The 17,637-nt window shown below is 70.6% G+C and carries 15 protein-coding genes; 4 read left to right on the top strand and 11 right to left on the bottom strand.

The features are described from left to right. Position 1: 1 nt before the first annotated feature. From purL to recQ, 3 genes are all read right to left on the bottom strand, one after another. Positions 2–2,227 carry a phosphoribosylformylglycinamidine synthase subunit PurL gene (gene purL / locus FV242_RS06955; protein WP_147938423.1) on the bottom strand — a complete coding sequence of 742 codons (2,226 nt, stop codon included), beginning with the start codon at positions 2,225–2,227 and terminating at the stop codon, positions 2–4. Between the two features lie 138 nt (positions 2,228–2,365). Beyond that, positions 2,366–3,520, bottom strand: coding sequence for a hydrolase (locus FV242_RS06950; RefSeq protein ID WP_147938483.1), 1,155 nt, complete (start codon positions 3,518–3,520; stop codon positions 2,366–2,368). A 211-nt stretch (positions 3,521–3,731) separates the two neighbouring features. After that, positions 3,732–5,573 carry a DNA helicase RecQ gene (gene recQ / locus FV242_RS06945; protein ID WP_147938422.1) on the bottom strand — a complete coding sequence of 614 codons (1,842 nt, stop codon included), beginning with the start codon at positions 5,571–5,573 and terminating at the stop codon, positions 3,732–3,734. Between the two features lie 86 nt (positions 5,574–5,659). Between recQ and FV242_RS06940 the strand changes: the two genes are divergently transcribed. Together FV242_RS06940 and FV242_RS06935 are read left to right on the top strand one after the other, a co-directional pair. Continuing rightward, entirely contained in the window at positions 5,660–5,896 is a 237-nt protein-coding gene (locus tag FV242_RS06940; protein WP_147938421.1) for a type II toxin-antitoxin system VapB family antitoxin, read from the top strand. After that, positions 5,896–6,300, top strand: coding sequence for a type II toxin-antitoxin system VapC family toxin (locus tag FV242_RS06935; RefSeq protein WP_147938420.1), 405 nt, complete (start codon positions 5,896–5,898; stop codon positions 6,298–6,300). The genes FV242_RS06940 and FV242_RS06935 overlap by 1 nt, the downstream gene beginning before the upstream one ends. Before the next feature lie 4 nt (positions 6,301–6,304). Here FV242_RS06935 and denD read toward each other — a convergent pair whose 3' ends face one another. From denD to FV242_RS06910, 5 genes are all read right to left on the bottom strand, one after another. After that, positions 6,305–7,282 carry a D-erythronate dehydrogenase gene (gene denD / locus FV242_RS06930; RefSeq protein WP_147938419.1) on the bottom strand — a complete coding sequence of 326 codons (978 nt, stop codon included), beginning with the start codon at positions 7,280–7,282 and terminating at the stop codon, positions 6,305–6,307. A 108-nt stretch (positions 7,283–7,390) separates the two neighbouring features. Beyond that, positions 7,391–8,677, bottom strand: coding sequence for a 3-oxo-tetronate kinase (gene otnK / locus FV242_RS06925; protein ID WP_147938418.1), 1,287 nt, complete (start codon positions 8,675–8,677; stop codon positions 7,391–7,393). Beyond that, a complete protein-coding gene (gene otnI / locus FV242_RS06920) occupies positions 8,674–9,456 on the bottom strand; it encodes a 2-oxo-tetronate isomerase (RefSeq protein ID WP_147938417.1) in 783 nt (260 codons plus the stop codon). The genes otnK and otnI overlap by 4 nt, the downstream gene beginning before the upstream one ends. Before the next feature lie 29 nt (positions 9,457–9,485). Beyond that, positions 9,486–10,400, bottom strand: a complete 915-nt coding sequence (ltnD, locus tag FV242_RS06915; protein WP_147938416.1) for an L-threonate dehydrogenase — start codon at positions 10,398–10,400, stop codon at positions 9,486–9,488. A 98-nt stretch (positions 10,401–10,498) separates the two neighbouring features. Then, positions 10,499–11,818, bottom strand: coding sequence for an MFS transporter (locus FV242_RS06910; protein ID WP_147938415.1), 1,320 nt, complete (start codon positions 11,816–11,818; stop codon positions 10,499–10,501). Positions 11,819–12,106: 288 nt separating this feature from the next. On the opposite strand from FV242_RS06910, the gene FV242_RS06905 reads away from it, so the two are divergent. Both FV242_RS06905 and FV242_RS06900 read left to right on the top strand, forming a co-directional pair. Continuing rightward, positions 12,107–13,114, top strand: a complete 1,008-nt coding sequence (locus FV242_RS06905; protein WP_147938414.1) for a LacI family DNA-binding transcriptional regulator — start codon at positions 12,107–12,109, stop codon at positions 13,112–13,114. Then, on the top strand, positions 13,111–13,788 hold the full coding sequence (locus FV242_RS06900) for an aldolase (RefSeq protein WP_147938413.1): 678 nt from the start codon (positions 13,111–13,113) through the stop codon (positions 13,786–13,788). Before FV242_RS06905 ends, FV242_RS06900 begins: the two co-directional genes overlap by 4 nt. 50 nt (positions 13,789–13,838) lie before the next feature. Here FV242_RS06900 and glyS read toward each other — a convergent pair whose 3' ends face one another. The 3 genes from glyS to FV242_RS06885 all read right to left on the bottom strand — a co-directional run bounded on the left by glyS (position 13,839) and on the right by FV242_RS06885 (position 17,585). Beyond that, complete coding sequence (gene glyS, locus FV242_RS06895; protein ID WP_147938412.1) at positions 13,839–16,022, bottom strand: glycine--tRNA ligase subunit beta; 2,184 nt, start codon at positions 16,020–16,022, stop codon at positions 13,839–13,841. Between the two features lie 139 nt (positions 16,023–16,161). Then, positions 16,162–16,605 (bottom strand): hypothetical protein, encoded by a 444-nt coding sequence (locus tag FV242_RS06890; RefSeq protein WP_147938411.1) that lies wholly within the window; start codon positions 16,603–16,605, stop codon positions 16,162–16,164. 68 nt (positions 16,606–16,673) lie between these two features. Continuing rightward, complete coding sequence (locus FV242_RS06885) at positions 16,674–17,585, bottom strand: glycine--tRNA ligase subunit alpha (RefSeq protein ID WP_147855523.1); 912 nt, start codon at positions 17,583–17,585, stop codon at positions 16,674–16,676. Positions 17,586–17,637: the final 52 nt, after the last annotated feature.

Below are 17,637 nucleotides of genomic sequence, written 5' to 3'. Positions count from 1 at the left end.
GTCAGGCGGCAGGCGCGGCCGGCTGGCTCGCCATGTAGGTGGGCAGCCAGCCTTCATGGGCCGCGATCAGCTCGGACAGCGATATGGTCTCGCCACCCGGCAGGGTCAAACGGTCGGAGCCGGTCACCCCGACGACGGCCGCGTCGATGCCCTGGGCCGAGGCGCTGTAGAGGAGGTCGGTGGCCACCTCCGGATCGACCGCCAGCAGGTAGCGGGCCTGGTCCTCGCCGAACAGGTAGGCGTGGGGGGCCAGGTCCACCGGCACCTCCGGCAGCGCTGCGCCGATGCCGCCGGCCATCGCCATCTCGGCGAGCGCCACCGCGAGTCCGCCGTCGGACAGGTCGTGGACGGTGTCGACCGTGCCGGACACGATTAGCCCGCGCACGAAGTCGCCGTTGCGGCGCTCGAGCGAGAGGTCGACCGGGGGCGGCGCGCCTTCTTCCCGGCCCTCGATCACCGCGAGATAGGACGACTGGCCGAGCCAGCCCTCGCCGGCGCCGACCAGGACCAGCACGTCGCCCTCGCGCTTGAGCGCGATGGTGGCGTGCCGCTCCACGTCGTCGAGCACGCCGACGCCGCCGATGGTCGGGGTCGGCAGGATGCCGACGCCGTTGGTCTCGTTGTAGAGGGAGACGTTGCCGGACACGACCGGGAAGTCGAGGGCCCGGCAGGCCTCGCCGATGCCCTGGAGGCAGCCGACCAGCTGGCCCATCACCTCGGGCTTCTCGGGATTGCCGAAGTTCAGGTTGTCGGTGATGGCGAGCGGCTTGGCCCCCACCGCGGTGATGTTGCGCCACGCCTCGGCCACGGCCTGCCGGCCGCCCTCGACCGGGTCGGCCTCGCAGTAGCGCGGGGTGACGTCGCAGGTCAGCGCGAGGCCCTTCGGGCCGTCCTCGACCCGCACGATCGCGGCGTCGCCGCCGGGCTTCTGCACGGTGTTTCCGAGGATGAAGTGGTCGTATTGCTCGTAGACCCAGCGCTTCGAGGCGAGGTCGGGCGAGCCGACCAGGCGCTTGAGCGCCTCGGTGAGCGAGGCCGGCGCCGGCACCGCGGATGCGGCGATCACCGGCTGATGGGTGTTGACCAAGTGCGGCCGGTCGTAGAGCGGCGCCTCGTCGCCCAGTTCCTTGATCGGCAGGTCGGCCACGGTCTCGCCGTGCCACTTGACCACGAAGCGCAGCGTGTCGGTGGTCCGGCCGATCACCGCGAAGTCGAGGCCCCACTTCACGAAGATGCCTTCCGCCTCGGCCTCCATGCCGGGCTTGAGCACCATGAGCATGCGCTCCTGGCTCTCGGAGAGCATCATCTCGTAGGGGGTCATGCCGGCCTCGCGGGCCGGCACCTTCTCGATGTCGAGCTCGACGCCGAGATCGCCCTTGGCGCCCATCTCGACCGCCGAGCAGGTCAGCCCCGCCGCGCCCATGTCCTGGATGGCGATGACCGCGCCCGAGGCCATCAGCTCGAGGCAGGCCTCGAGCAGCAGCTTCTCGGCGAAGGGGTCGCCGACCTGCACGGTCGGACGCTTCGATTCCGTGGCCTCGTCGAACTCCGCGGACGCCATGGTGGCGCCGTGGATGCCGTCGCGGCCGGTCTTGGAGCCGAGATAGACGATCGGGTTCCCGACCCCGGTGGCGGCGGCGTAGAAGATCGCGTCGGTGCGGGCGAGCCCCACCGCCATGGCGTTGACCAGGATGTTGCCGTCGTAGCGCCGGTGGAAGCCGGTGAGCCCGCCCACCGTCGGCACCCCGAAGGAATTGCCGTACCCGCCCACGCCCGCCACCACGCCGGAGACGAGGGCGCGGGTGCGCGGATGATCGGGGGAGCCGAACCGCAGGGCGTTGAGCGCCGCGATCGGCCGCGCGCCCATGGTGAACACGTCCCGCAGGATGCCGCCGACGCCGGTCGCCGCGCCCTGGTAGGGCTCGATGTAGCTCGGGTGGTTGTGGCTCTCCATCTTGAAGACGCAGGCGAGCCCGTCGCCGATGTCGATGACGCCGGCATTCTCGCCCGGACCCTGGATTACGTGCGGACCCGAGGTCGGCAGGCCCCGCAGGTGCTTGCGCGACGATTTGTACGAGCAGTGCTCGTTCCACATCGCCGAGACGATGCCGAGTTCGGTCAGCGTCGGGTCGCGCCCGATCAGGCCGCGGAAGCGCTCGTACTCCTCCGGCGTGAGGCCGTGCTGGGCCACGAGCTCGGGGGTGATCGGAACGTCGTTGCGGAACATGCGAAGGTCTCGGCAGAGAGCGGCCCGTCCCGGAGGACGCGTACCGCGGCGAACCCGAACCGGGCTGAGATCTCAAGCTGACCCGGCTCTAAAGCGGAAGCGCCCGCGCTGGCAACATCCGTGGGCGCGGGGCGGGGGTCAGATCCCGGCTTCGCCGACGCGCTCCGGGGGCGGTCCATCCTCCTGGCAGCGGGACACGAGCGCGTGCACCGGCTCCGGCCCGGTGACCACGTCGAGATAGTCGAAGCCGCTGTCGCGCTGGCTCGCCATGAGCAGCTGGAAGTGCATCTGGAACAGGTTCCACTGCCGCCGGCCGACATCGGCGCTGGTGATCAGCTCGTGGATCGCCACCCAGAGGACGGCGGGCCGTCCGGAATCGGGCGGGGTCAGGCCGCAGGCGGCGATCGGGTTGTTCTTGTGGATCGACAGCCAGTCCCAGGTGGCGCGCACGTCGAGCCAGCGGATCTGCGCGGCCCGCCCGAACCGCAGGAGGCTGTCGCGGAAGCCCTGGGCGGCCGGATCGAGGCCGAGCCAGGGGATGACACTGCCGATGCTCACGAACGAGACCGGCGTGCCGCGCCCGCCGAATCCGGGATCGCGGGCGAGCACCCGGTCCAGTGCCTCGATGCCGAGGAAGCTCGACGAGGAATGGCCGACCACCACCACCTCGTCGGCCTCGCCCTCGGCGGCGTGGATGCGGGCCGCGAAGGCGTCGAGCCGGGGTCCCATCTCGGGTGCCTCGCCCGCCGCGTAGGAATGCGTAAAGGCCGTGTCGTCGACGAGGTGGGGCACGTAGAGCGGCTTGCCGCGGGTCGCCCGGATCAGCCCGGCCAGGATCGCGTAGGCGAGCGGCGGCACCGCCAGCAGGCTCCAGGGCTGGACCGGCGCCGGGGCCAGGCCGGCGAGCCCGGCGGCCGCGGCGAGGCTGAGGAGCGCCAGCGCGATGTAGATGTAGTGGACGCAGAAGATCACCGTCGAGAAGCGCCAGCTCTCCCGGCGCAGGTTCGCCATGTAGCCCGACCGCCACAGGCGCCAGAGCAGCGCCGGCACGCCCCGGAGCCGCGTCCAGTCGGATTGCGGGAACCGGGCGCGGACGATGTCCTCCCAGCGCAGCAGGACGTAGCGGGTGGAAACGCCGCGCGATTCCGCCGTCCAGGCAAGTTCGAGCCCGTCCGCCGAGCGGACCGGATCGCCGACCGTGATCGCGGCCCCCCGGCGCGCGGCGGTGAACCGCGCCTCGCGACGGAACAGGCCCCAATAGGTCTCCGGATCGCGCGGGTCGAAGCCCGGCATGTAGAACACGATGCGGGAGGTCAGCGTCCGCGATGCGGCGCCGTCCGGCTTCCCGGAGGGGTGCTGGGCCGGTGCGTCGGCGGCGGGCGTAAGCGTCGAAATGATGGGTCCGATCGATTCGAGTTGGCGGCTTGCCTACATGAAGCGGCCGGGCGCGCCGAGAGTGAAACTGCGTTGGGCCCGCGCCGGACCGGTCGCCGAGGCGGCAGGCTCACGCCGCCGGCGGCTGGGCCAGGAACTCGCCGATCGCCGCCACGAACCGCTCGCCGTAGGCCTCGCGCTTGCGCTCGCCGACGCCGTGGACCGCCCGCAGCGCCCACAGGTCGACGGGCTTCTGCCGGGCCATCTCGATCAGGGTCCGATCCGGGAACACCATGAAGGCGGCGATGCCCTCGGCCCGCGCCAGGGTGGCGCGCAGGCCGCGCAGGTGCTGGAACAGCGCCTCGTCGGCCTCGGAGAGCGCGATCTCGCCCTCCTCGCGCGGCGCGGCGCGGCGGCGGTCGCGGGATTCGGATTTCGGCTCCGGATCGGGGCGCAGCTTGACCGGCTCCCGGCCGAACAGGATCGCCTCGCCCTTCTCGGTCATGGACAGGCCGCCGTAGCCATCGGCATTCTCGGCGATCGCCCCGGCCGCGAAGAGCTGGCGCAGGATCGCCCGCCAGGCGGCCACCGGCTTGTCCGACCCGACTCCGAAGGTCTTGAGGCCGGTATGGCCGTTGCGGCGGACCTGCTCGCTTTCCTTGCCGTGGACCACGTCGCAGATATAGGCCGCACCGAAGCGCTGGCCGGTGCGCACGATCGCCGACAGGATCTTCTGTGCCGCCACGGTCCCGTCCACCAGGGTGACGCCGCCGCGGCAAAGGTCGCAGCGGCCGCAGGGCTCGCTGGCCTCGCCGAAATAGCCGAGCAGCGACTGGCGCCGGCAGGAGGCGCCCTCGCACAGCCCGATCATCGCCTCGAGCTTGCGCCGCTCGACCCGGCGGCGCTCGTCGGAGATCTCCTTCTCGTCGATCTGGCGGCGGCGCAACGCCATGTCGTCGAGGCCGTAGAGGGTCAGCGTGTCGGCCGGCAGCCCGTCGCGGCCGGCGCGGCCGATCTCCTGGTAGTAGCCCTCGACGTTGTTGGGCATGTCGGCGTGGCAGACGAAGCGCACATCGGGCTTGTTGATGCCCATGCCGAAGGCGATCGTGGCGGTCATCACCACCCCGTCCTCCTGGAGGAACCGGTCCTGGTTGCGCATCCGCGTGCCCTGGTCGAGCCCGGCATGGTAGGGCAGGGCGTCGAACCCGTCCTTCTTGAGGGTCTCGGCGAGCTGCTCGACACGCTTGCGCGAGGAGCAGTAGATGATCCCGCTCTCCGTCCTGCGGTGCTTGAGGAAGCGCTCGATCTGGCGGGCCGGGTTGTCCTTGGGCTGGAACGTCAGCCGGATGTTCGGCCGGTCGAAGGAGTGGACGAAGATTTTCGGGCCGCGCCCCTGCGGGAACAGCCGCTCGGCGATCTCGGCCCGGGTGGCGGCATCGGCGGTGGCGGTCAGCGCCAGGGTCTGGATGTTGCCCAGCGCCTGCCGGGCCCGGGCGATCTCCCGATATTCCGGGCGGAAATCGTGCCCCCATTGCGAGACGCAATGGGCCTCGTCCACCGCGAGCCGACGGACCCCGACCCCGCGCAGGGCCTCGATGCAGCCCTCCATCAGCAGCCGCTCGGGGGAGACGAACAGCAGGCGCAGCTCCCCGGAGCGGAGGCTGCGCCAGGTCTCGCGCGACTCGACCTCCGATACGGACGAATTGAGGGTGGCGGCCTCGACGCCGACGCTGCGCATCTGCTGCACCTGGTCGTGCATCAGGGCGATCAGGGGCGAGACGACGACGGTCAACCCAGCATCGATCAGCGCCGGAAGCTGGTAGGTCATCGACTTGCCCGAGCCCGTGGGCATCACGGCGAACACGTCGTCGCCGTCCAGCACCGCGCCGATCACCTCGTCCTGCCCGGGCCGGAAATCCTCGTACCCGAAGGTCTTCTTCAGCGCGGCGCGAGCCTCGTCGAGGCGGGTCATCGGGATCCTTGGTTTCGGGACTTGTGCGCGGCTTGCGGCACCCGTGGCGACACACCAGCCTTTCGGATCTCTACACGGGGACGGTCATGCCGCTCAACATCCGCAGCGAAGCGGTGAACCGACTCGCCGAGACACTGGCCTCGCGCGCCGGCGCGAGCAAGACCGAAGCGGTGCGGATCGCGCGGACGAACGAGTTGGCGCGCCAGGAGCCGCGGGTGCCGCTCGCCGAGCGGCTGAAGCCGTTGCTCGACGAGCTTGCAGCGATCCCGCGCACGGGCCTGGACGCCGACAAAGCGTTCCACGACAGCCTGAACGACGAGTGATGTTCGTCGATGCGTCCGCGATGGTCGCGATCCTGTCGGACGAGCCGGGGGCCGGCGACCTGGTTCGCTGCCTCGACGGGTCCGAGATGCCGATCACATCAGCTTTGGGGGTGTTCGAGACGGCCACAGCCCTCACGCGGAAGCTCGCCCAGGATCTGGCAGCCTCGGTATCGCAGATCCTGCGCTTTCTTATTGCGCGCGGTATCCAAATCGTCCCGATCGGCGCGCCAGAAAGCCGCGAGGCCCTGACCGCCCATGCCCGCTTCGGCACGGGCCGCCACCCCGCCCGGCCGAACCTCGGCGACGGCTTCGCCGATGCCTGCGCGCAGGCCCACGGCGTGCCGCCGCTGTTCGTCGGCGACGATTTCCCCCAGAGGGATATCCGCTCCGCCCTGGCCCGATGACGCCTCAGCCGGCGTGGAACTCCGCCACGTGCTGCGCCACGATCGCGTCGAAGGAGGCGTCCGCCCGGAAGCCGAGCGCCAGGGCCGCCTCCGGCTCGAACGCCTCAGGCCAGGAGGAGACGATCCGGGCGATGGTCGCGTCCGGCTCGCGCCGGATCAGCGCCACGGCCTTGTCGCCGGCCACCCGCCGCAGGGCCTCGATCTCCTCGGCCACGGTCGCGGAGACGCCCGGCATGGTCAGGCTGATCCGCAAGCCGATCGCCGCGCGGTCGAGCCCCGCCGCATGGACCAGGAAGCCGACCGCGGCGGCGGGGCTGGCGAACCAGTGCCGCACCGTCTCTGGGACCGGCAGCACCGCCTCCTGGCCGGCCAGCGGCTCGCGGATGATCCCGGAGAAGAAGCCCGAGGCCGCCTTGTTGGGCTTGCCCGGGCGCACGCAGATGGTCGGCAGCCGCAACCCGATCCCGTCCAGGAAGCCGCGCCGGGCGTAGTCGGCGAGCATCAGCTCGCCCATGGCCTTCTGGACCCCGTACGAGGAGGCCGGACGCAGGATGTAATCGTCCGGGATCACCTTCGGGAAGGGCGGCCCGAACACCGCGAGCGACGAGGTGAAGACCAGCTTCGGCCGGTAGCCGTCGGCGGCGTTGGCCCGGCGGATCGCGTCGAGCAGCAGCCGCGTCCCGTCCAGGTTGACCCGGTAGCCGAGCTCCAGGTTCGCCTCGGCCTCGCCCGAGACCACCGCGGCGAGGTGGAAGATCACCTCCGGACGCTCGGCGATGGCGGATTCGGCGGCGCCCGGGGCGGTGAGGTCCGCGGCCTCGGCCTTCACCGGCCCGGAGAAGCCCGCGGGCGCCGTGGGCGGCACCACGTCGAGCAGGGTAAGGGCGGTGAGCGGCGCGCCGCCTACCGTGCCGTCCGCGACCAAGGCATCGACAAGGCGGCGGCCGATCATGCCGGCGGCACCGAGAATCAGGGCGTGCATGGGTAACCTCCTGCTCCAGGGCAAAGCCCTAGATTTTTTAGTGACGCATCATCGTTGTTCGAAAGCCGGCGCCACCGCTCTCGGGATGATGCTTGGTGGTTTGCCGCGTCAGGCCATCATGTCCAGGGCGCGCCCGAAGAAGTCGGGCCCGCCGAAATTGCCGGATTTCAGGGCGAGCAGCATCGGCTCCGGCCGGCCGGCGGTACGCAGGATCGGCACGCCCGCGGCGATCTCGGGGCCGACCAGGAACGCCCGGAGACCGAGCCGGTCGACCACGGCGCCCGAAGTCTCGCCACCCGCCACCACGAGCCGGCGCACGCCGCGGGCGACCAGCCCCTCGGCGATGGCGGCCAGCGCCGCCTCGATGGCGTGGCCGGTCGCGTCGATCCCGTGCTCGGCCTGGAGGGCACGCACCGCCTCGGGGGTCGCCGAGGAGGCGATCAGCACCGGGCCGGCGGCCAGGCGTTCTTCAGCGAAGGCCAGGGCCTCGCCGACCACGCGCGCCACCGCATCGGCGCCGCCGAGCAGGGCCGCCGTGTCGAGGCGCAGCACCGGCATCAGCGCCTCCGCGGCGGCGATCTGCTGGAGGGTCGCCTGGGAGCAGCTGCCGGCAAGGCACGCCGCGGCCCCGCCCACCGGTTCGCCGAGGGCGCCGCCGGCCGCGTCCGGGGTGCCGCGCCTGTCGGCCACGAGGGCGCGGGCGAGCCCCAACCCGAGCCCCGAGGCGCCCACCGAGAACCGTTTCGCGAGGATCGCCCGGCCGAGCGTTTCGAGGTCGTTGTCGAAGATCGCGTCCGCGATGGCCGCCTGCTTGCCCTCCGCCGCCAGGACGTCGAGCCGGGCCGCCACGGCCTCGGCGCCGCGGGCCACCGTGGCGGTGTCGACGAGGCCAACCGGGCCCGCGCTTTGTCGTGCCAGCACGCGCACAAGGTTGGCATCGCGCATGGGGTTGAGCGGATGATCCTTAAGCGGGCTCTCGTTCAGGGGCACGGAGCCGACGAACAGGTTGCCCTGGTAGACGCTCCGCCCCGTCTCCGGGAAAGCCGGGGTGACCAGGGCGATCGGCTCCCCGGCATCCGTCCGCAGGGCATCCATGACCGGACCGATGTTGCCGGCCTCCGTCGAATCGAAGGTCGAGCAGACCTTGAACATGACGTGGGCGGCGCCCCGGGCGCGCAGCCAGCCGTCCGCTTCGCGGGAGCGCGCCACGGCCTCGCCGGCCGGGATCGAGCGGCTCTTGAGCGCCACCACCACCGCGTCGGCCTCCGGCAGGGCACGGTCATCCGTCGGCACGCCGATGGTCTGGATCGTGCGCAGGCCCGCCTTGGTCAGGGTGTTGGCGAGGTCCGAGGCGCCCGTGTAGTCGTCGGCGACGCATCCCAGTGCAAGGCTCATCGGGCACTCCCTTTGTAGGCGGCGAGCCAGCCGAGGCCGGCCACGGTGTCGGCGGCCGGGATGTACTCGCAGCCGACGAAGCCGGCGTAGGCGAGCCGGTCCAGCTCGTCGAACAGGAACGCGTCGTTCATCTCGCCGGTGCCGGGTTCGTGACGCTCGGGCACGCTCGCGGTCTGGACATGGCCGACGATCGGCATCAGCGCGCGCAGCCGCATGGTCACGTCCCCGTGCAGGATCTGGCAATGGTAGAGGTCGAACTGCAGCTTGAGGTTCGGCAGAGCCAGCGCGCGGATCAGGTCCGCGGCCCGGCCGAAATCGTTCAGGAAGTAGCCCGGCATGTTGCGGCCGTTGATCGGCTCGAGCACGAGGTCGAGGCCCGCCGCGCCCAGGCGCTCCGCCGTCCAGGCCACCGCCCGGCGATAGGCCTCCGCGGCGCGCGGATCGTTCGGGTCGGCCAAGCCCGCCATCAGGTGCAGCCGGGCGACGCCGGTCGCCTCGGCGTAGCGGAGCGCCGTGTCGACGCCGGCCCTCAGTTCATCGAAGCGCTCGGGAAACGCCGCCAAGCCGCGCTCGCCCTTGGCGAAATCGCCCGGCGGCAGGTTGAACAGCGCCTGGGTCAGGCCGTTCGCCCGAAGCCGCTCGGCGATGGCCGCGGGCGGGTGTTCGTAGGGAAACAGGAACTCGACGGCGTCGAACCCGGCACGGGCCGCCGCCTCGAAGCGGTCGAGGAACGGCACCTCGTTGAACATCAGGCTGAGATTGGCGGCAAAGCGCGGCATTTTTTTCGGACTCCCTGCGCTCGATCCGGTTACTTCTGCCCCGGCAACTTGGCGCCCGAGACCTGCGCGTAGAGCCGCGCCACGGACGCGTCGTCGTCCCGGCCCATGCCGGCGCCGGATGCCATCAGGAACATCTGGAGCGCCGCCGCAGCCACCGGGACCGGGTATTTCTCGGCCCGGGCCATGTCCTGCACGATGCCGAGGTCCTTGACGAAGATGTCGACCGCGCTCTTCGGCGCGTAGTCGGCGTCCAGGATGTGGGGCACCCGGTTCTCGAACATCCAGGAATTGCCGGCCGACTTGGTGATCACCTCGTAGACGCGGGCCAGATCGAGGCCCTGCTTGGCCGCGAAGGCCATCGCCTCGCAGGCGGCGGCGATGTGCACGCCGGCGAGCAGCTGGTTGATCATCTTGAAGGCCGCACCCTGGCCGGCCGCGTCGCCGAGTTCGTAGAGCGTGCCCGCCATGGCATTGAGGGCGGGGCGGGCCTTGGCGAAGGCCGCCGCCGAGCCCGAGGCCAGGAAGGTCAGGCCGCCATCCGCCGCGCGGGCGGCGCCGCCGCTCATCGGGGCGTCGAGATAATGGCGGCCGGTGGCCTCCAGCCGCGCCGCCAGTGCCCGGGCGACGGCCGGATCCATGGTCGCCGAGGACACGAACACGGCGCCTTCGGGCATCGCCGCGGCGGCGCCGGCCTCGCCGAACAGCACCGCCTCGGTCTGGGCGGCGTTGACGACCACGCTCACCACCACGTCGGCGCCCCGTGCCGCATCGGACGGATCGGCCGCGGCAGTGCCGCCCGCATCCCGGAATCGGGCGACGGCCTCCGGGTTCACGTCGCAGGCGGACACGGAGAAGCCGGCGCGCAGGAGCGAGCCTGCCATGCCGGAGCCCATGGAGCCGAGGCCGATCACCGCGGCGCGGCCTGTCTGCGTGGTGTTGGCCATCGGGTTAGGTCCTGCTCTTGATGACGGGACAGGTGAGGCGGCAGCGCAGGGCGAAGCGCGCTCTCCTCCCCCGTGTGGAGAGGGGGGGGGAAAGACCCTCAGCGGTTGACCATCCTGGCCGGGGTGACGAACACGCAGGCCGAGCCGACCACCAGCATCACCGCCAGCGCGTACATGCCGGCCGCGGTGCTGCCGGTGGCGTCGCGCAGCGCCCCGATCACGTAGGGGCTGACGAAGCCGGCGAGGTTCCCCACCGAGTTGATCAGCGCGATACCGGCAGCCGCGCCGGCGCCGCTCAGGAAGGCGGTGGGCAGGGACCAGAACAGGGGCGAGCAGGTCAGCACGCCGGCCGCCGCCACCGAAAGGGCCGCCACCGCGACCGTGGTCGAGCCCGCGCTCGCCGAGACCACGAAGCCGACGGCCCCGACCAGCGCCGGGACGATGAGATGCCAGCGGCGCTCGCGCATCCGGTCGGCGCTCAAGCCCAGCAGGACCATCACGACGGCCGCGCACAGGAACGGGATCGCGCTGATCAGGCCGATATTGAGGTTGCCCTGCACCCCGGACGCCTTGACGATGGTCGGCAGCCAGAAGGTCAGGCCGTACTGGCCGGTGACGAAGGCGAAGTAGATCAAGCTCATGAACCAGACGCGGCCGTTGCGGAACACGGTCGCGATCGAGTGCGGGCTGGATTCCTTGCCGTGATTGTCGGCGGCGATGTCCCGCGCCAGCACCTGCTTCTCGGTGTCGGTCAGCCACTTGGCCTCGGACGGACGGTTGTCGAGGTAGAGGAACACGGCGACGCCGATCAGCACGGCCGGCACGGCCTCGATCAGGAACATCCATTGCCAGCCGGACAGGCCGTGGGCGCCGTTGAACGCGTCCATGATCCAGCCGGAGAGCGGGTTGCCGAAGATACCCGAGATCGGGATCGCCGCCATGAACACCGCGATCACCCTGGCGCGGCGATGGGCCGGGAACCACTGCGTCGTGTACAGGATCACGCCCGGGTAGAACCCGGCCTCGGCCAACCCGAGCAGGAAGCGCATCCCGTAGAAGGTCCATTCCGAGTTCACGAACACGAACGCGCCGGAGATCAACCCCCAGGTGATCATGATCCGGGCGATCCAGACCCGGGCACCGACCCGGTGCAGGATCACGTTCGATGGCACCTCGAACAGGAAGTAGCCCAGAAAGAAAATGCCGGCGCCGAGGCCGTAGACCGTCTCGGAGAACTTGAGCTCCTGGGACATCTGGAGCTTGGCGAAGCCGACATTCACCCGGTCCAGATACGCCACCACGTAGCAGAGCATCAGGAACGGCACGAGGCGCCAGAACACCTTCGCGTAGGTGCGGTCGGTAAAAGTCTTCTCGTCCGCGAGGGCCGCGCCCCGCAGCGGGGCGGCTTGAACCGACATCGGCGTACTCCCTGGTCCGCACCCCGCGGGAGGCGGACGGATAATAGTTTTCACCGCTCGTTCCGGCGGCGCTGACGGGGGCTGTAACGGCTTTTGGCAGCGCTGCCAATCCGGCTTGTGCGAAATAATGCAGGCCGCTATGGCGGGGCATAAGGCGCCGCCGAACGGGAGCCCTGCATCCAATCCACCCCCCATCCAGAGGTGCCGAAGCGCAGCGGAGGCCTCAGGATGAGGGCCTTGGGCGGGAGGCGAGGCGGAGACGCGAAAATGGCCGGGAGAAGCCGGGAGATGGATGCATTCCAGCCGCCGGGGCGGCTCGTGACGCTCACCGACGTCGCCCGGGCGGCGGGGGTCGGCGAGAGCACGGTCTCGCGGGTACTGCGCAACCACGGCTCCTATTCGAAGCGGGCCGGGGAGCGGGTGGCCGAGGCCGTGGCCCGGCTCGGCTACGTGCCCAACCGCCTCGCCGGCAGCCTCGCCGGTCCCGGCGCGAGCGCACAGCTCGCCGGGGTGATCGTGCCGTCGCTCGCCAACGTGGTGTTCCCCGACCTGCTGCGCGGGCTGACCGGGGCGCTGGAGGCCGAGGGCATCCAGTGCGTGATCGGGGTGAGCGACTACGATCCCGACCGGGAGGAGGCGCTGGCCGCCGCGCTGCTGTCCTGGCGCCCGGCCGCGCTGTTGCTGACCGGGCTGGAGCACAATCCCGGGACCGTGGCCCTGGCGAAGGCCGGGGGCGTGCGCGTGGTCGAGATGATCGACACGGACGGGCCCGGGATCGACGCCGTGGTCGGCTTCTCCAACCGGGCGGTGGGGGCGGCGAGCGCCCGGCATCTCGCGCTCCGCGGGTATCGCCGCATCGCCTATCTCGGCCACGACCTTGCGGTCGACCTGAGGGCGGGCAAGCGACTGGCCGGGTTCGAGGCTGCCCTGGGCGAAGCGGGCCTGGCGCTCCAGGCCCGAGAAATCCGGCCGGGGCCGTCCTCGCCGGCCTCGGGGCGGGCCGGGCTGGAGACGCTGCTGGCGCGCCGTCCGGACCTCGACGCGGTCTACTTCTCCAACGACGACATGGCGCTCGGGGGCTACTTCGCTTGCCTGTCGGCAGGGCTGGCGGTGCCGGGGCGGATCGCCCTGTTCGGCTTCAACGGGCTCGACTTCACGGCGGCGATGCCCCAGCCCTTGTCGACGGTGCGCACCCCGCGCCTGGAGATCGGCCGGCAGGCGGCCATCTGCCTGATGGGTGAAAGTCCCAAAAGAATCGATCTCGGATTCGAGCTGATCGAGGGAGCGACCGCATGAGCGAGACGGCGTTGCGTGAACAAATCTGCCGCTACGGCCGCTCGCTGTTCGAGCGCGGCCTGACGCCGGGCTCCTCCGGCAACATCTCGCTGCGCCTGCCCGACGGCGGCTGGCTGGTGACGCCGACCAACGCGTCGCTGGGCTTCCTCGACCCCGCCCGGATCTCGCGGCTCGACCAGGATGGCCGGCTGATCTCGGGCGACAAGCCGACCAAGGAAATCCCGCTGCACACTGCGCTCTACGAGAGCCGGGGCGAGGCCAAGGCGATCGTGCACCTGCACTCCACCCACGCGGTGGCGGTCTCGATGCTGCCCGAGATCGACCCGCGCCAGGTGCTGCCGCCGCTGACGCCCTATTACCTGATGCGCACCGGGGGCACCGCGCTGGTGCCGTATTATCGCCCCGGCGACCCCGCGGTGGCGGACGCGATCCGGGGGCTCGCCGGCCGGTACAGCTCGGTGCTGCTCGCCAATCACGGTCCGGTGGTGGCCGGCGACAGCCTGGAGGGCGCGGTGTTCGCCACCGAGGAGCTGGAGGAGACCGCCAAGCTTTATCTGTTACTTCGCAACCTCAACCCGCGGCAGTTGAGCCCGGGACAGGTGGCGGATCTCGTCACCCATTTCGGGCTGACCCTGCCGGAGGTGGACGACCATGCCGGGCACGATCATGGGTGACGGGACGGGGGCCGCGCGTCCCGTCGCCCCACCTGCGGGGAGAAGGGGTGCTATCCCTCGATCTTCGAGAAATCCGCCACCGCGCGGGTCGCGGCGCGTAGCGCGTTGAGCAGCAGCAGGCGGTTCTCGCGCAAGCCCGGATCGGGCGCGTTGACGGTGACATCCTGGAAGAAGGCGTCGACCGGCGCGCGCAGGGTCGAGAGCGCCCGCATCGCGCCGGCGAAGTCCTCGTTCGCGATGGCGTGCGATGCCGTCGCGGCGGCGCCCGCCAGGGCCTCGGCGAGCGCCCGCTCGGCCGGCTCACCGGACGCGGCCAGCGCGGAATCGGGCGCGGCATCGTAGGCGCGGCCGTCCTTTTTCTCCTCGATCCGCAGGATGTTCGAGGCGCGCTTGACCCCGGCCAGCAGGTTCTTGCCGTCCTCGGTCTCCAGGAAGGCCTGCAGGGCCTCGACCCGGCGCACCACCATCAGCAGGTCGTCCTGCCCGGGCAGCGCGAAGACCGCGTCGATCAGGTCGTGCCGGGCGCCCTGGTCGCGCAGGTAGACCTTGAGGCGGTCGGCGAAGAAGGCGAGAAGATCAATGCTGCTGATATCTGCAGTTCGTCCGCCCCAATCGATTAGACCACGACCATGCCCGACAGCATTGCCTCCAGGAGACGCTTTGGCACTTGCTGTCGCGTTTATAGACTTGCAAACCAGATCAGAATGCGCGTCGAAAATGTTAACGAGATTCAGGCGGAGCCCATTGAGCACATACCGAATCACACCCAACGCCGCTCTTCGCAGCGCATATGGGTCCTTGCTCCCCGTCGGCTTCTCGTCGATCGCCCAAAAGCCCACCAGCGTGTCGAGCTTGTCGGCCAGCGCCACGGCGATCGAGACCGGATCGCTCGGCACCCGGTCGGAGGGGCCGACCGGCTTGTAATGCTCCTCGATAGCCGCGCAGACGCTTCCGTGCTCGCCCTGGAGCGCCGCGTATTTGCCGCCCATCAGGCCCTGAAGCTCCGGGAACTCGCCGACCATCTCGGTGACGAGGTCGGCCTTGGCGAGGCGGGCAGCGCGCTCGGCGAGCGCCGGGTCGGCCCCGACCAGGGGCGCCAGCTCCTTCGCCAGGGCGGCGATACGGGCGATCCGCTCACCCTGCGTCCCGAGCTTTTCGTGGAAGACGATGCTGTCGAGCTTGGGCAGCCGGTCGTCCAGGCGGATCGCCTTGTCGGTCTCCCAGAAGAATTTTGCGTCCGACAGGCGCGCCCGCACCACGCGCTCGTTGCCGGCGGTGATCGCCAGCCCGCCATCCGAGGCCACCAGATTCGAGACCAGGATGAACGCGGGGGCCAGATCCTCCGAGCCGGATTTGCGCAGGACGAAGCACTTCTGGTTCGCCCGGATGGTCGCCCGGATCGCCTCGGCCGGGATGTCGAGGAAGGCGTCGTCGAAGGAGCCCATCAGCACCACGGGCCATTCGACCAGGCCGGACACCTCCTCCAGCAGGCCCTCGTCCTCCACGAGGTCGAGGCCGCGGGCGAAGGCAAGGTCGCGGGCATCGTGCAGGATCACGTCCTTGCGCCGGTCGGCGTCGAGGATGACCTTCGCGCGCTCCAGGGCCTGGATGTAGTCGTCGAACCGGCGCACCTCGATCGGTCCGGGCGCCAGGAAGCGATGGCCGTAGGTGACGGTCCCGGCCGCGATGCCACTGACCGCGAACGGCACCACCTCGGGGGTCTCGGTCTCCGGCCCGAAGGTCGCGACGATCGATTGCAGCGGCCGTACCCAGCGCAGGGCGCCGGATTGGGCGGAGGCCGCGCCCCAGCGCATCGCCTTCGGCCAGGGGAAGCTCCGGATGATTTCGGGCAGGAGCTCGGCCAGCACGTCCAGGGTCTCGCGGCCCGGGCGCTCGATCACCGCGAGGTAGAATTCCCCTTTCTTGGGGTCGGTGATTCGTTGGGCCTCGTCCAGGCTCGCAAGGCCGGCGCCCTTCAGGAAGCCTTGGACGGCGGCCTCGGGGGCGCCGACCCGCGGCCCGCGGCGCTCCTCGCGCACGGCCTCGCCGCGGGCGGGCAGGGCGGCGATGTGCAGGGCGAGGCGGCGCGGCGTCGAGAACGCCTTGGCGCCCTCGTACAGGAAGCCGCGCTCGACCAGCGCGTCGGTGACGAGTTTCTTCAGATCCTCCGCCGCGCGCCGCTGCATGCGGGCGGGGATCTCTTCCGAGCGGAGTTCGAGCAGGAGGTCGGGCATGGCGCGGCCATATCGCCGCGCCGCTGGCCTGTCGAGGGTCGAACGGCCGGGGCCGTCCTGAGAACCTCTCACAAATCTCCCGCTGCGCCGTCGCTGCCAGATAAGAACTCCCGGTGATCGGGAGTTTTGTGAGAAGCTCTTATTGCGCCTCGCCCTTCAGGATGGTGGTGAGCTGCCACTTGCGATCGCCGATCGCGTGGGCGTCCGACACCCGCCAGGCGCCGTCCTCGCGCACGAGGTCGAAGACGATGGATTTCGAGCCGTCCCCGCCCTTGCGCTCCACCGTGACCTTCGCCTGGTCCTTGCCCTCCGTGGCCTCCTTGAAGGTCAGGGCCTTCACGGTATCGGGCTTCAGGGGCTCGCCGTTCAGGCGGTAATCGAAGTCGAGGCTGCCGGTGGCGCCGTTGGCCTGCTTGACATCGGCGTCGAACAGGCCCTGCAGGCGCTTGGTGTAGACGGCCGAGTGATTCGGGCGCGGCTCCGCATAGAGCTTCTTGACCACAGCCTCCGGGCCGGGATCGGCCGCGAGCGCCGGGGCGAGACCGAACGCGAGGACGCCGAGGGCGAGGAGGGTCTTTTTCATCATGGGATTCCCGCGTCTGCGGACGCGCCGAAACGCGCCGATTGGCGGGGGTTGCAACGCGCGAGGGCTCAAGGGGCTCCACCGGCCGCCGTCTTGAGCCACGCCGCGCCGCAGGCCTTGGCGAGTTCCCGCACCCGCAGGATGTAGCTCTGGCGCTCGGTGACCGAGATGACCCCGCGGGCGTCGAGCAGGTTGAAGACGTGGCTCGCCTTGATGCACTGGTCGTAGGCCGGTTGCGCCATGCGGTGGCGCTCGGTCTCGGCGGCGGGCGCGCCGGCGTCGAGATAGGACCGGCAGGCGGCCTCCGCGTCGGTGAACTGGCGGAACAGCATCGCGGTGTCGGCCGCCTCGAAGTTGTGCCGGGAATATTCCTGCTCGGCCTGCAGGAACACGTCGCCGTAGGTGATCCGGTCCGCGCCCTCGGCGCCGTTGAAGTCGAGGTCGTAGACGTTCTCGACACCCTGGACGTACATGGCGAGCCGCTCGAGGCCGTAGGTCAGCTCGCCGGCCACGGGCGCGCATTCGAAGCCCGCCACCTGCTGGAAGTAGGTGAACTGGCTGACCTCCATCCCGTCGCACCAGCATTCCCAGCCGAGGCCCCAGGCGCCGAGCGTCGGGCTCTCCCAATCGTCCTCGACGAAGCGGATATCGTGGAGCTTCAGGTCGACCCCGATCGCGTCGAGGGAGGCGAGGTAGAGTTCCTGGAGGTTGGGCGGGTTCGGCTTCAGGATCACCTGGAACTGGTAATAATGCTGGAGCCGGTTGGGATTCTCGCCGTAGCGGCCGTCCTTGGGCCGGCGCGACGGCTGGACATAGGCGGCCTTCCAGGGCTTCGGGCCGAGCGCGCGCAGCGTCGTCGCCGGATGGAACGTGCCGGCGCCGACCTCCATGTCGTAAGGCTGGAGGATCACGCAGCCCTGCGCGGCCCAGAACTCCTGCAGCGTCAGGATCAGCCCCTGGAACGATTTCTTGTGGGACATGGGCGGGGACGGCTCGGCGATGCGGGTCTGGGGGTCGGCGGGCCGGTTTAGG

The organism is Methylobacterium sp. WL64, from assembly GCF_008039945.1.
In the GTDB taxonomy this organism is placed as follows: Bacteria; Pseudomonadota; Alphaproteobacteria; order Rhizobiales; family Beijerinckiaceae; genus Methylobacterium.
This window is presented reverse-complemented; position numbering and strand designations above follow the sequence as displayed.